Below are 13,314 nucleotides of genomic sequence, written 5' to 3' on the forward strand. Positions count from 1 at the left end.
TCGACCCCCTGGACGCACCATGACGACTGCTACAGAACACGGCGGCGACGTCCGCCTCACCGGGATCAGCAAGACGTACGGCTCCTTCAAGGCCGTCCGACCGCTCGACCTCACCGTGCCGCAGGGCTCCTTCTTCGCGCTGCTCGGCGCGTCCGGCTGTGGCAAGACCACCACGCTCCGCATGATCGCGGGTCTTGAGGAGCCGAGCTCGGGCACCGTGCACCTGGGCGAGCAGGACGTCACGGCGCTGCCGCCGTACAAGCGGCCCGTCAACACGGTCTTCCAGTCGTACGCCCTCTTCCCGCACCTCGACATCTTCGAGAACGTCGCCTTCGGTCTGCGCCGCCGCGGCATCAAGTCGGTCAAGGGCAAGGTCGGCGACATGCTCGACCTCGTCCAGCTCGGCGAGCAGGCCCGCAAGAAGCCCCACCAGCTCTCCGGCGGCCAGCAGCAGCGCGTCGCCGTCGCCCGCGCCCTGATCAACCACCCCAAGGTGCTGCTCCTGGACGAGCCGCTCGGCGCCCTCGACCTCAAGCTGCGCCGCCAGATGCAGCTCGAACTCAAGCGCATCCAGACCGAGGTGGGCATCACGTTCATCCACGTCACGCACGACCAGGAGGAGGCCATGACGATGGCCGACCAGGTCGCGGTGATGAACGCGGGCCAGGTCGAACAGCTCGGCGCTCCCGCCGACCTCTACGAGAACCCGCGCACGACATTCGTCGCCAACTTCCTGGGCACCTCGAACTTCATAGAGGCCGAGATCGCGGGCCGCAGCGGCGACGACCTCACCCTCAAGGCAGGTGACGGCAAGCTCACGCTGCCCGCCGCGCGATGTACGGCGCCCACCACCACCGGCGGCAAGGTCATCCTCGGCGTACGCCCCGAGAAGATCTCCCTCACGCACGCCGACGAGGCGGGGCAGATCCCCGCGGGGCGCAACCGCATCACCGGCCGCATCGCCGACAGCAGCTTCATCGGCGTATCGACGCAGTACGTCATCGACAGCCCGCTCTGCGACGCGTTCGAGGTCTACGCCCAGAACATCGAGCGCGACACCCGCCTGGTCCCCGGCGTCGAGGTCGTCCTGCACTGGAACCCCGCCCACACCTTCGGCCTGGACGCCGCCCAGGACATCGACGCGGGCGTGGAAAAGGTCGAGGAGGACGCCTCCGCATGACGACCACCCTCACCAAGGCGGCCCCGGCGCAGGAGCCGGACGAGCCGCCGCGCAAGATCCGCAAGCGCGGGCGTCTCGTCCCCTACTGGCTGCTGCTCCCCGGCATCCTGTGGCTCGTCGTCTTCTTCGCGCTGCCGCTGGTCTACCAGGCCTCCACGTCCGTCCAGACGGGCTCCCTGGAAGACGGCTTCAAGGTCACCTGGCACTTCGCCACCTACTGGGACGCGCTGACCGACTACTGGCCGCAGTTCCTGCGCTCGGTGATGTACGCCGGCGCCGCCACGGTCCTGTGCCTGCTGCTCGGCTATCCGCTCGCGTATCTCATCGCGTTCCGTGCGGGCCGCTGGCGCAACCTCATCCTCGTCCTGGTCATCGCGCCGTTCTTCACCAGCTTCCTCATCCGTACGCTGGCGTGGAAGACGATCCTCGCGGACGGCGGCCCCGTCGTGGGCGCCCTCAACACGCTGCACGTCCTGGACGTCACCAGCTGGATCGGCGTCACGGACGGCGACCGGGTCCTGGCCACACCGCTCGCGGTGATCTGCGGACTCACGTACAACTTCCTGCCGTTCATGATCCTGCCGCTCTACACCTCCCTCGAACGCATCGACGGCAGGCTGCACGAAGCGGCCGGCGACCTCTACGCGAAGCCGTCCACGACCTTCCGCAAGGTGACCTTCCCGCTCTCCATGCCGGGTGTCGTCTCCGGGACGCTGCTCACCTTCATCCCGGCGGCGGGCGACTACGTCAACGCGGATCTGCTCGGCTCCACCGACACCCGCATGGTCGGCAACGTCATCCAGACGCAATTCCTGCGCATTCTGGATTACCCGACGGCCGCGGCTCTCTCCTTCATTCTGATGGCGGCGATCCTCGTCATGGTCACCTTCTACATCCGCAAGTCCGGGACAGAGGATCTCGTCTGATGGCTGCCTTCTTCCGCTGGATCCGCGGCAAATTCGTCGTCATCGCGGGTCTTCTCACGCTCGCGTATCTGCTGCTGCCCAACGTCGTCGTGACGGTGTTCTCCTTCAACAAGCCGAAGGGGCGCTTCAATTACGCCTGGCAGGACTTCTCGCTCGACGCCTGGAAGGACCCCTGCGGCGTCGCCGACATGTGCGGCTCGCTCAGCTTGAGCCTGCAGATCGCGGCCTGGGCGACGATCGGCGCGACCGTACTCGGCACGATGATCGCCTTCGCGCTCGTCCGTTACCGCTTCCGGGCGCGCGGCGCGGTCAGCTCGCTGATCTTCCTGCCGATGGCGATGCCCGAGGTCGTCATGGCCGCCTCGCTGCTCACGCTCTTCCTCAACATGGGCGCGCAGCTCGGCTTCTGGACGATTCTCATCGCCCACATCATGTTCTGCCTCAGCTTCGTGGTGACGGCCGTCAAGGCGCGCGTGATGTCCATGGACCCGCGTCTGGAACAGGCCGCGCAGGACCTCTACGCGGGCCCGGTGCAGACCTTCGTCCGGGTCACGCTGCCGATCGCCGCGCCGGGCATCGCGGCGGGCGCGCTGCTCGCCTTCGCGCTCTCCTTCGACGATTTCATCATCACGAACTTCAACGCGGGCTCGACCGTGACGTTCCCCATGTTCGTCTGGGGATCGGCGCAGCGCGGTACGCCCGTTCAGATCAATGTCATCGGCACGGCGATGTTCCTCGTCGCCGTTCTCCTGGTGCTCGGCGGGATGATCGTCGGAAAGCGCCGCAACAAGCAATCCCGGTAACCCGGGAATCCGGTAACCCGGCAAGAATTCTGAAGGAGTGGAAATCATGGCCCCAAGCGCCATGACCCGTTGGACCAAGTCCCTCTCCGGTGCCAAGCCGGTCTCGTACTGGCTCGACGACCCCGGCAAGCCGCCCGCCGAACCGGCCCTGACCGGCGACGAGCAGTGCGACCTGCTCGTCGTCGGCGGCGGCTACAGCGGACTGTGGACCGCGCTGATCGCCAAGGAACGCAACCCGGACCGCGACGTGGTCCTGGTCGAGGGCCGCGAGGCGGGCTGGGCCGCCTCAGGGCGCAACGGCGGCTTCTGCGCCGCCTCCCTCACCCATGGCATCTCCAACGGCCTGTCCCGCTGGCCCGGCGAGATCGCCAAGCTGGAGGAGCTCGGCGCCCGCAACCTCGACGAGATCGAGGCGGCCGTCAAGCGCTACTCCATCGACTGTGACTTCGAGCGCACCGGCGAGATCGACGTGGCAACGCAGCCGCACCAGCTCACCGAACTGCGCGAGATGTACGACGAGATGGCGGAGCACGGCCTCGTGGGCGGCTCCGAGCTGCTCGACGCGGACGCCCTGCGCGAGCACGTCGACTCGCCGACCTTCCTCGGCGGCCTCTGGGACCGCGAAGGCGTCGCCATGCTCCACCCGGCGAAGCTGGCCTGGGGACTCAAGCGGGCCTGCCTGGAGAAGGGCGTACGCGTCTACGAGCACACGCCCGCGCTCGAACTCGTCGCGTCGGGACCCGGGATGGCCGTGCGCACTCCGTACGGCCGGATCCGCGCCCGGCAGGTCGCGCTCGCCACGAACATCTTTCCTTCGCTGGTCAAGCGCGTGCGCGCGTACACCGTGCCGGTCTACGACTACGCGCTGATGACGGAGCCGCTGACCGAGGAGCAACTGGCGGCCATCGGCTGGAAGAACCGCCAGGGCCTGGGCGACAGCGCCAACCAGTTCCACTACTTCCGGCTCTCCGCCGACAACCGCATCCTCTGGGGCGGTTACGACGCGATCTACCCCTTCGGGGGCAAGCTGCGCGCCGAGCACGACGACCGCCCCGAGACGTACGCGAAGCTGGCGGGCCACTTCTTCACCTGCTTCCCGCAGCTGGAGGGGGTCCGGTTCACGCACGCGTGGGGCGGCGCGATCGACACGTGCTCGCGCTTCTCGGCGTTCTTCGGCACGGCTCACGCGGGGCGCGTCGCGTACGCGGCGGGCTACACCGGGCTCGGTGTCGGGGCCACCCGCTTCGGCGCCGACGTCATGCTGGACCTGCTCTCCGGCGAGCGCACGGAGCGTACGTCGCTGGAGATGGTGCGCACGAAGCCGCTGCCGTTCCCGCCCGAGCCGTTCGCATGGACGGGCGTGGCCCTGACCAAGTGGTCGCTGGCGCGCGCGGACGAGAACGGCGGCAGGCGCAATCTGTGGCTGAAGACGATGGACAAGCTGGGCCTGGGCTTCGACAGCTGACCGGTTCTGCGGGTTCTGCCGTCCCCGAGTCCGACCGCGTCTATCGACGGTTCGTCAACAAGTTCGCGGAACCCGCGTAATGCTCCGGCCCGAGCCCCCTCTCTCCTGTGACAAGCACAGCTGTTGCCCAGGAGAGAGGGAGGTCCTGCCATGACTGGCTCGGACTCGGGAGCGAAGTCGGCGGTCGAATGGCTGGTATCGGTGGCGCCGGATCCGGAGGCCTGCCGCTGGGAGTGGGAGCGCAATCCCCTGGGGGTCGCACTCCTTCCCGCGGGCAAGCTCTGGGACGTACTCATCCTTCCCGGCGAGCTCGGCTACCCCACGCTGGACGTGCTGACCCGCTGCATCGACCGCCCCGGCCCGGTACTCGCCGACTTCGGCGACTCCCGCATGGGGTTCTTCGTGCCGGCGGGCACGGTGGCCCGCTGGCTCGGCACGGGCGTACGCGGCGCGGGGCGCGGCACCTGGATCGTGGTCCCGTACCCCGGGCGTTCCACGGGCGGCGTCCGCTGGCTCGTCCCGCCCGACGGCTCGGGCACGCTGACGGATCCGGCGCTGCTCGAACTCGCGATGCACGAGGCGGCGGCGCAGCTGGCTCCGCAGGGCGGGGAGCAGACGGAGGAGTAGCTCTCGACGGAGCGGCTCTTGCCCCAGCGATTCGTGACGCAGGAGTTCTTGACGGGACCTTGACAACACGATTGGTCTGGACCAAATTAAGCGGCCCACCCTCCCATCCCCCCATGCCCGGAGGTAGTTGTGGACCGTTCATCGCCGCGTCCCCTCGCGCGCCGCATCAGACGTCTCACCGTGGCAGCGGCCACGGCCTGCGCGCTCGCCGCGTCGGGCCTGCTGGCGGCCGAGGCATCGGCAGGCGCTCCCACGAGCCCCGCACCGAAAGCCGCAGCCGCCACCGCAGCCGACCACGCCTTGGTCGGCTATCTGCACACGAGCTTCGCCAACGGGTCCGGCTACACCCGGCTCGCGGACGTCCCCGAGAGCTGGGACATCATCGACCTCGCGTTCGGCGAGCCGACCTCCGCCACGTCCGGCGACATCCGCTTCGACCTCTGTCCGCGGACCGAGTGCCCCGGCGTCGAGTCCAAGGACGAGTTCAAGGCCGCGGTCAAGGCCAAGCAGGCGGCGGGCAAGAAGGTGCTGATCTCCATCGGCGGCCAGAACGGCCAGGTCCAGCTGATCACCGCCCAGGCCCGCGACACGTTCGTCTCCTCGGTCTCCGCGATCATCGACGAGTACGGACTCGACGGCCTGGACATCGACTTCGAGGGCCACTCCCTCTCGCTGAACGCCGACGACACGGACTTCAAGAACCCCAGGACCCCGTCGATCGTGAACCTCATCGCGGCCGTCAAGACCCTGAAGTCCAAGTACGGCAGCGGCTTCACGCTCACGATGGCCCCGGAGACCTTCTTCGTGCAGCTCGGCTACCAGTTCTACGGAACAGGAAAATGGGGCGGCCAGGACCCCCGCGCCGGCGCCTACCTCCCGGTCATCCACGCCCTGCGCGACGACCTCACGCTCCTGCACGTCCAGGACTACAACTCGGGCCCGATCATGGGCCTGGACAACCAGTACCACTCGATGGGCGGCGCGGACTTCCACATAGCGATGACCGACATGCTGCTCACCGGCTTCCCGGTGGCGGGCGACACGAACAACGTGTTCCCCGCGCTGCCCCCGGAGAAGGTGGCCATCGGCATGCCCGCGTCGACGAACGCGGGCAACGGCCACGTCCCCACGACGGAGGTCAACAAGTCCCTGGACTGCCTGACGAAGGCCACGAACTGCGGCACGTACAAGACCCACGGCACCTGGCCCGCCCTGCGCGGCCTGATGACCTGGTCGATCAACTGGGACCGCCACAACAACGGGGAGTTCTCGAAGAACTTCGACGGCTACTTCGGCTGATCCGCGCCGGCGCCGGTGTCCGCATCGGTGGCGCGGCGGCCGTACCGCGCCACCACGAGCACCATCCCTTGCAGCACCATCCCGAACAAGCACCAACTGGCCACCACGTCCAGCGGCCAGTGATACCCCCGGCGCACAAGGCCGAGGCCGACCCCGAAGTTCAACAGGGCGCAGGCGATGACCAGTTCGCGTCGGGCGTACGTGCCGCGCAGGTAGGGGAGCAGGAGCAGCGCCGCTCCGCCGTAGGAGACCATGGCGGTGGCGGTGTGGCCCGAGGGGTAGTAGCCGGTGCCGTCCATGCCGGGTGGGCCCGTGCGGGCGATGAGTTCCTTGAGGGGGATCACGAGTACGGGGACCGCCACCATGGCCACGGCGGCGACCGCCGGGGGCAGCCACCAGCGGAACGCGCCCGAGCGGTGGCCGCGCCAGCCCGCGTAGGCGATGGCGGCGGCGAGGACCGGGGCGGCGATGGCGACCCCGCCCAGATCGGCGAGGAATTCCGCGGCGCCGTCCGGGAGGCGGCTGCCGGTGATCCAGGGGCCGAGCCGCTCGTCCGCGTGGCGGAGGGGGCCGTCGGCGATCACTTGCCAGGTGATGAGCGCGAAGAGCAGTGCGCAGAGGCTGAGGAGAGAAAGCGTCGGGAAAGTCGGGAAAATGGTCGGCCGCCCCGGAACAGGGGGGGTAGTTCCGAGGCGGCCGTCCTGACCGGTGTTCCGCACGCCCCGGGGGGTTTGGGGCGGGCGGTCGTCCGATCGGTGAGGAGTTCCGGAGCCAGAGACTCCGGGTGTGTGCGCGAGGGCACGACCAAGACGGGGCTGGGGAGGCTCCGTCCCGGTGTCGCCCACAGTCCCCTGTGGGCGGGGTGTTTCTCTCATCTGCAGAAACCGTACGTCAGGTGGTGGCGGGCCGACAGGCGGAACGGCAACCCGTCATGGGGCCCGCACACCTTCTTCACACGCCCTGACGGTCACCCCAGGTCACGGCTGCCGCACCGCGCGAGGTACCCACACGTCAGGGCATGTGCGGATACATGCGGAGCCGGGATCTTCCCCCTTTGGGGTGATCCCGGCTCCGTCGGGTGCTGGCCCTCGTACCCGATCAGACGCGCGCGAACGCCGCCTCGATGATGTCCAGGCCCTCGTTCAGGAGGTCGTCGCCGATGACCAGCGGCGGCAGGAAGCGCAGGACGTTGCCGTACGTGCCACAGGTGAGGACGAGCAGGCCCTCCGCGTGGCAGGCCTTGGCGAGCGCGGCCGTCGCCTCGGCGTTCGGCTCCTTCGTGGCGCGGTCCTTGACCAGCTCGATGGCGATCATCGCGCCACGGCCGCGGACGTCGCCGACGATGTCGTACTTCTCCGCGATGGCGTTCAGGCGGGCCTTCATCGTCGCCTCGATGGCCTTCGCCTTGCCGTTGAGGTCGAGCTCCTTCATCGTCTCGATGGCGCCGAGCGCACCGGCGCAGGCCACCGGGTTGCCGCCGTAGGTGCCGCCGAGGCCGCCGGAGTGGGCGGCGTCCATGATCTCGGCGCGGCCCGTGACGGCGGCGAGCGGCAGGCCGCCCGCGATGCCCTTGGCGGTCGTGATCAGGTCCGGGACGATGCCCTCGTCCTCGCAGGCGAACCACTGGCCGGTGCGGCAGAAGCCGGACTGGATCTCGTCCGCGACGAAGACGATGCCGTTGTCGTTGGCGTACTTCACGATCTCCGGCAGGAAGCCCTTGGCGGGCTCGATGAAGCCGCCCTCGCCGAGCACCGGCTCGATGATGATCGCGGCCACGTTCTCGGCGCCGACCTGCTTGCCGATCTGGTCGATGACCTGCTTGGCGGCCTCGGGGCCGGCGTTCTCCTCGCCCGTCGGCCAGCGGTAGCCGTAGGCCACCGGCACGCGGTAGACCTCGGGCGCGAACGGCCCGAAGCCGTTCTTGTACGGCATGTTCTTGCTGGTCAGCGCCATCGTGAGGTTCGTACGGCCGTGGTAGCCGTGGTCGAAGACGACGACGGCCTGGCGCTTGGTGTGCGCACGGGCGATCTTGACGGCGTTCTCGACGGCCTCGGCGCCGGAGTTGAAGAGCGCGGACTTCTTCGCGTGGTCACCCGGCGTCAGCTCCGCGAGCTGCTCGGCGACGGCGACGTACCCCTCGTACGGCGTGACCATGAAACAGGTGTGGGTGAAGTCGGCGAGCTGCGCGGTCGCACGGCGTACGACGGCCTCGGCGCTGGCACCGACCGACGTCACGGCGATGCCGGAGCCGAAGTCGATGAAGCGGTTGCCGTCGACGTCCTCGATGATGCCGCCCCCCGCGCGCGCCGCGAACACAGGCAGCACGGAACCCACGCCGCCGGCGACCGTGGCGGTACGGCGGGCCTGAAGCTCCTGAGACTTCGGCCCGGGGATGGCGGTGACGACGCGGCGCTCCTGCGGAAGTGCGGTCATGGGGTGCTCCTGGGGGTGGGGCGAGGCGGACGCTCGATGCTTGCTTTCGTTGCTGCTTTCTTTCGCAGGTTAGGGGCGGAGGGTGGGGGCGGGCATGCTCCACGGGGGAGTTGTCGGGCGTGGCGGTTGTCCGTGGTGGACATAGCGGTGGGTGGTGGCGGGGGTGGGCGGGGTGCGGCTTTCGTCCCTATCGGGGTCTGTGCGGGGCAGGGTGTTCCCGCAGGTCCCGGGCGCGTAATCGGTGAACTCCCCCTGGAGGGGCACTAGATTGAGCCGCGGACCACGAGAGCGGCAGGCCAGGGGGCAAGAATCATGGATTCCGACGGCACGCAGGACGCGTACGGCACTCATGCCACCCCCGTGCCGCGTCCTTCGCACGCCCCGCCGCCCGTGCCCGCGGGGCTGCCTCCGGTGCCGCGTCGGCCGCCCGGTGCGCTGTCGGCCGTCGCCGACTGGCTGTCGGCGCCGCGGCCCAAGGCGGGGCTCGGCATCTGGAGATTCCGGTATGTTCCGCCGCCCCCGGGCGGCGAGGAAGATCGGCGGATGGACCGCGCCCTGCTGGCGGGGTTGGTGATTTCCCTGCTGATCGGGCTGTTCGTCTGGTCGTTGTGGCGGCAGCAGGACATCCCCTACCAGAGGCCGCTGATCTGGCTTCTCACTCCGGCAGGCTGGTTCCATTCGGGGACCATCGATCCGATCGAGGAGAAGTGGCAGGGCGACGAAGCCCTGACGGCTATCAGCAGCGTGGTCTTCGGGCTTCTGGTCTATGGAGTCGGCCGCCTTGGGAACTGGGTCGAGGCGTTTCGGCACCTCATCAGCCGCCGGGAACAGCCCAGCCGCGCGCTCCGCGCTGCGGCTGGCGCGCTGATCGTGCTGATGTTCGTCTGGCCGGAGGCTTTCCCCTGGGTCGCCTGGGATCCGCTGCCGATTTTCACCGGCGCGATGGCGCTGATCGCGCTGTTCTCGGGCGGTTACGAGATCTTCGCGAACGAAATCATCACGTACGGGCTGTATGTGCTGATCACGGCCGGGGTGCTCTGGCCGTTCGCGAAGCTGGGGGGCTGGGTGGGTTTTCTGCGCACATGGCTCGACCGCTCGCGGCCGGCCGCGGACGGCCTGGTGCCGGCGCCTCCCCGGCTGCCTGCTCCCATGGCGGCACGGGCCCAGTGGCCCGAGCTCAGGGGAGCGGGCCGGGACAAGGCGGCGGACGTGTTGTCCGCCGCGTTGCTGAGCGGTCAGATGAACGACGTCGACTGTGTACGGGTGCGCCGGGCGTGGAGCACGGCGGGGGAGAACCCCGCCCTGCGCGACGTGTTCGACGAGACCGTGCTGCGGCAGGCCGGGGCAGCCTGGACGCACCCCTCCGGAGCGCGCGATCTTCCCTCCCGCACGGCGACCCACGACCTGCTGGTTGGGCAGGTCCGCATCGGACGGTGCGTGCCCGAGGACCGCAACCCCGCCGGCAGCCGCGGCGCGGGCATCGCCCTGGAGTCCGCCGCCCTGGGCACCTCGCTCTTGGCGGTCGGCCCCTCCGGGGCGGGCAAGACCGAGCGGCTCGTCCGCCCGGTCGTGGAATCCCTGTCCCTGCAGGCGCTCACCCGCCAGAGCGCGGTCGTCGCGGTGTGTGCGGCCGGTACACCACTGGGTGGAGACGACGGCTATGACGTCGTCGTCAAGATCGGCGACCCCGCGTCCGTGCACGACCTCGACCTCTACGCGGGCACTTCGGACCCCGACGAGGCCGCGTCCTTCCTGGCCGAGGGGCTCGTCGGGGACCTCGCCGCCGTCGACAGCCGCCGCGCGGCGACGACGCTGGCCCAGGTGCTCGGCCCCTACTGGGCGGCGTACGGCCGATTCCCCACGGTGCCCGCCCTGCGTGAACTGCTCGAAGGCGTGCCCTCGGCCATGACAGGGCTGCGCGACTCCCTCCGGTCCGACGAGCACGCCGTGATGCGGCGCGAACTCGACGCGAGGGTCCGCCAGCAGGGCAGCGCGGCCGATCCGGGACCGGCGCTCGCCGACCGGCTCGCGCTCCTCGACCGTCCCGCCTTCGCCGATTTCTTCGACTCGGGGAGCGGCAGCCCGTTCTCCCTGCGCGCGGTGATGCAACACCCCATGCGCGTGCGCATCGACCTGCCCGAACGGGGGCACGGGGAGGCTTCGCGGCTGATCACGCGTCTGCTCCTGGCCCAGTTCAACTCGGTGGTGCACACCCGCGGCGACCGCGAGCACTTCGTCTGCCTGGTCCTCGACGACGCCACCCGCACGGTGACCGACGAGACGATCCAGGGCATCCAGCGACTCCGGTCCGTGAACGCCGGGGTCGTGCTGGCCTTGCGGACCGTCAGTGACGTACCCGAGGCGCTCCAGGGGCCGTTGTACGCGACCGTGGGCTGCCGTATGGCGTTCTCCGGCGTCACCACATGGGACGGCAGACGCTTCGCGGAGGCGTGGGGCACCTCGTGGATCGAGACCCGCGAGGTCGCCCAGCACGCGGTCTTCGCCGATCAGCCGATGACGCGCGCCTTGCACGCCTTGCGGAAACTCGTCACGGGCAAGGCCGTGACGAGGGACGCAGTCACCGTCCGCCAGGTAGAGCGTGAGCGTTGGTCAGCCTCCGAACTGGCGCACGGGGTGCCCCCGGGCCACGCCGTGCTCTCGCTGACCGACGTCCGGGGCGAGCACGCCCCGCCCCTGCTGGTCGATCTCCGGGGCTAGCCGCCGGGGCGCAGGCAGGGATGTACGTACGGGTTAATCGGTCCCGTACGTACCGTACGGTGAGGCAGAATCGACACAGGTCGTTCATACGTACCGGCCAAAAGATCCACATCTCGTCCGGGATTCAATGGCCGACCGGGACGCGTGCCTCACCCGCCGCTGCCAGACCTGCCGTCCTGACCTGCTGACCAGACCTGAAGGCCCCATGCCGCCCACGCTCGCCTCCCTCGTCCACCACTCCGCGCTCAAGCTCACCGTGCGCGCGGGGGAGGAACATCTGGACGCGCCCGTGCGCTGGGCGCACGCCAGTGAGCTCACCGATCCCGTGCCCTACATGGAGGGCGGCGAGCTCCTCATGATCACCGCGCTCAAGCTGGACGCGGAGGATCCCGAGGCGATGCGCCGCTATGTGAAGCGGCTCGCGGCGGCGGGTGTCGTCGGGCTCGGGTTCGCGGTCGGGGTGCATTACAAGGACATCCCGGAGGCGCTGGTCGAGGCCGCCGCGGACGAAGGGCTTCCGCTCCTGGAGGTGCCGCGCCGCACCCCCTTCCTCGCCATCAGCAAGGCAGTCTCCGCGGCCATCGCCGCCGACCAGTACCGCGCCGTCACGGCGGGCTTCGCCGCCCAGCGCGAGCTGACCAAGCAGGCCCTGAGCGACGGCCCCGAAGGGCTCCTCGGTGCGCTCGCCGGACAGGTGGACGGCTGGGCCGCGCTGTACGACGCGTCCGGCGCCGTCGTCGCCACGGCGCCGGAGTGGGCCTCCCGCAGGGCCGCCAGGCTCACCTCCGACGTCGAGCGGCTGCGGGACCGGGCCGCGCCCGCGAGCGCGGTCGTCGCGGGCGCCGAGGACCGGGTGGAGCTGCACTCGATCGGCACCGGACGGCGGCCCCGCGCCGCGCTCGCCGTCGGCACGGCGTCCACCCTCGGCACCGCCGAGCGCTACGCACTGCATTCGGCCATAGCGCTCCTCACCCTCACCACGGAGCGCAACCGCTCCCTCCAGGCCGCCGAGGCCCGGGTCGGCTCCGCGGTCCTGCGGATGCTGCTCGCCGGGGAGCCGGACCACGCCCGCACGGTGGCGGGGGAGCTGTACGGGAGCCTGCTGGACGCGCCGTTCCGCCTGGTCGTCGCGGAAGTCCCGGCCTCCGCACCGGAGGACGCCGATCCGTTCGCCGGGCTCACCGACGCCGTCGAGTCGGCCGCGGCGCGCGCGGGCGAAGCGCTCCTCGTCGTCCCCTACGGCGAGCGGCTCGTGCTGCTCGTCGTGGACGGCGGCGCGGGCGCGGCGGCCTGCGTCGCCTACGCGCAGACGCTGGAGGCCGGACGGTCCGATGCGCCGGAGAAGGGCGCGGGCGACGGCGCCGCTCTCCTCCTCGGCCTCTCGGCGCCCGCGGGACCGATCGCGGCGGCCACCGCGTACAAACAGGCCGACCAGGCCCTGTCCATCGCCCGGCGCCGGGGCCGCGCCCTGGTCGAGCACGAGGACCTCGCGGCGGGCTCGGTGCTTCCGCTGCTCGCCGACGACGCGGTGCGGGCGTTCGCCGACGGCCTGCTGCGCGCCCTGTTCGAACACGACGCCACGGGCCGCGGCGACCTGATCGCCTCCCTGCGCGCCTGGCTCTCGCGCCACGGCCAGTGGGACGCGGCGGCGGCGGACCTCGGCGTCCACCGCCACACGCTGCGCTATCGCATGCGCAGGGTCGAGGAGATCCTGGGCCGCTCCCTGGACGACCCGGACGTCCGCATGGAGCTGTGGCTGTCGCTGAAGGCGACTTCGAGCGGTACGGAGTGACTGCGGGGGAATTGCTCCCCTGCCAAAGAGGCGCGAGCCCACGGCCCGGCACTCCGAGTCGGACAAACGTC

At 70.1% G+C, this 13,314-nt stretch carries 9 protein-coding genes and 1 pseudogene; 8 read left to right on the forward strand and 2 right to left on the reverse strand.

All coding sequences use genetic code 11. From position 1 onward, the window contains the following. The first annotated feature begins 19 nt into the window (after window positions 1-19). From ACFUPX_RS20675 to ACFUPX_RS20700, 6 genes and pseudogenes are all read left to right on the forward strand, one after another. Window positions 20-1,180, forward strand: a complete 1,161-nt coding sequence (locus ACFUPX_RS20675; RefSeq protein ID WP_383324253.1) for an ABC transporter ATP-binding protein — start codon at window positions 20-22, stop codon at window positions 1,178-1,180. After that, window positions 1,177-2,106 carry an ABC transporter permease gene (locus ACFUPX_RS20680; RefSeq protein ID WP_383324255.1) on the forward strand — a complete coding sequence of 310 codons (930 nt, stop codon included), beginning with the start codon at window positions 1,177-1,179 and terminating at the stop codon, window positions 2,104-2,106. Before ACFUPX_RS20675 ends, ACFUPX_RS20680 begins: the two co-directional genes overlap by 4 nt. Beyond that, a complete protein-coding gene (locus ACFUPX_RS20685; protein WP_383324258.1) occupies window positions 2,106-2,909 on the forward strand; it encodes an ABC transporter permease in 804 nt (267 codons plus the stop codon). Before ACFUPX_RS20680 ends, ACFUPX_RS20685 begins: the two co-directional genes overlap by 1 nt. A gap of 46 nt (window positions 2,910-2,955) precedes the next feature. Next, the gene (locus ACFUPX_RS20690; protein ID WP_383324261.1) at window positions 2,956-4,374 is read left to right on the forward strand and encodes an NAD(P)/FAD-dependent oxidoreductase; all 1,419 of its coding nucleotides are present in this window, start codon (window positions 2,956-2,958) and stop codon (window positions 4,372-4,374) included. Window positions 4,375-4,524: 150 nt separating this feature from the next. Further along, entirely contained in the window at window positions 4,525-5,001 is a 477-nt protein-coding gene (locus tag ACFUPX_RS20695; protein ID WP_383324264.1) for a hypothetical protein, read from the forward strand. A gap of 294 nt (window positions 5,002-5,295) precedes the next feature. Further along, a pseudogene (locus ACFUPX_RS20700) lies at window positions 5,296-6,300 on the forward strand (chitinase); the annotation flags it as partial. Here the strand turns inward: ACFUPX_RS20700 and ACFUPX_RS20705 are convergent. Both ACFUPX_RS20705 and gabT read right to left on the reverse strand, forming a co-directional pair. Beyond that, the gene (locus tag ACFUPX_RS20705) at window positions 6,288-6,884 is read right to left on the reverse strand and encodes a phosphatase PAP2 family protein (protein ID WP_383324267.1); all 597 of its coding nucleotides are present in this window, start codon (window positions 6,882-6,884) and stop codon (window positions 6,288-6,290) included. The pseudogene ACFUPX_RS20700 and the gene ACFUPX_RS20705 overlap by 13 nt on opposite strands. A gap of 514 nt (window positions 6,885-7,398) precedes the next feature. After that, a complete protein-coding gene (gabT, locus tag ACFUPX_RS20710) occupies window positions 7,399-8,733 on the reverse strand; it encodes a 4-aminobutyrate--2-oxoglutarate transaminase (protein ID WP_383324270.1) in 1,335 nt (444 codons plus the stop codon). Window positions 8,734-9,045: 312 nt separating this feature from the next. Here gabT and ACFUPX_RS20715 point away from each other — a divergent pair, with 312 nt between their 5' ends. Together ACFUPX_RS20715 and ACFUPX_RS20720 are read left to right on the forward strand one after the other, a co-directional pair. Beyond that, window positions 9,046-11,451, forward strand: a complete 2,406-nt coding sequence (locus tag ACFUPX_RS20715) for an ATP/GTP-binding protein (protein WP_383324273.1) — start codon at window positions 9,046-9,048, stop codon at window positions 11,449-11,451. Window positions 11,452-11,656: 205 nt separating this feature from the next. Continuing rightward, a complete protein-coding gene (locus tag ACFUPX_RS20720) occupies window positions 11,657-13,243 on the forward strand; it encodes a PucR family transcriptional regulator (protein WP_383324276.1) in 1,587 nt (528 codons plus the stop codon). Window positions 13,244-13,314: the final 71 nt, after the last annotated feature.

Origin of the sequence: Streptomyces sp. NPDC057302 (assembly GCF_042667685.1) — a bacterium.
Lineage (GTDB): Bacteria > Actinomycetota > Actinomycetes > Streptomycetales > Streptomycetaceae > Streptomyces.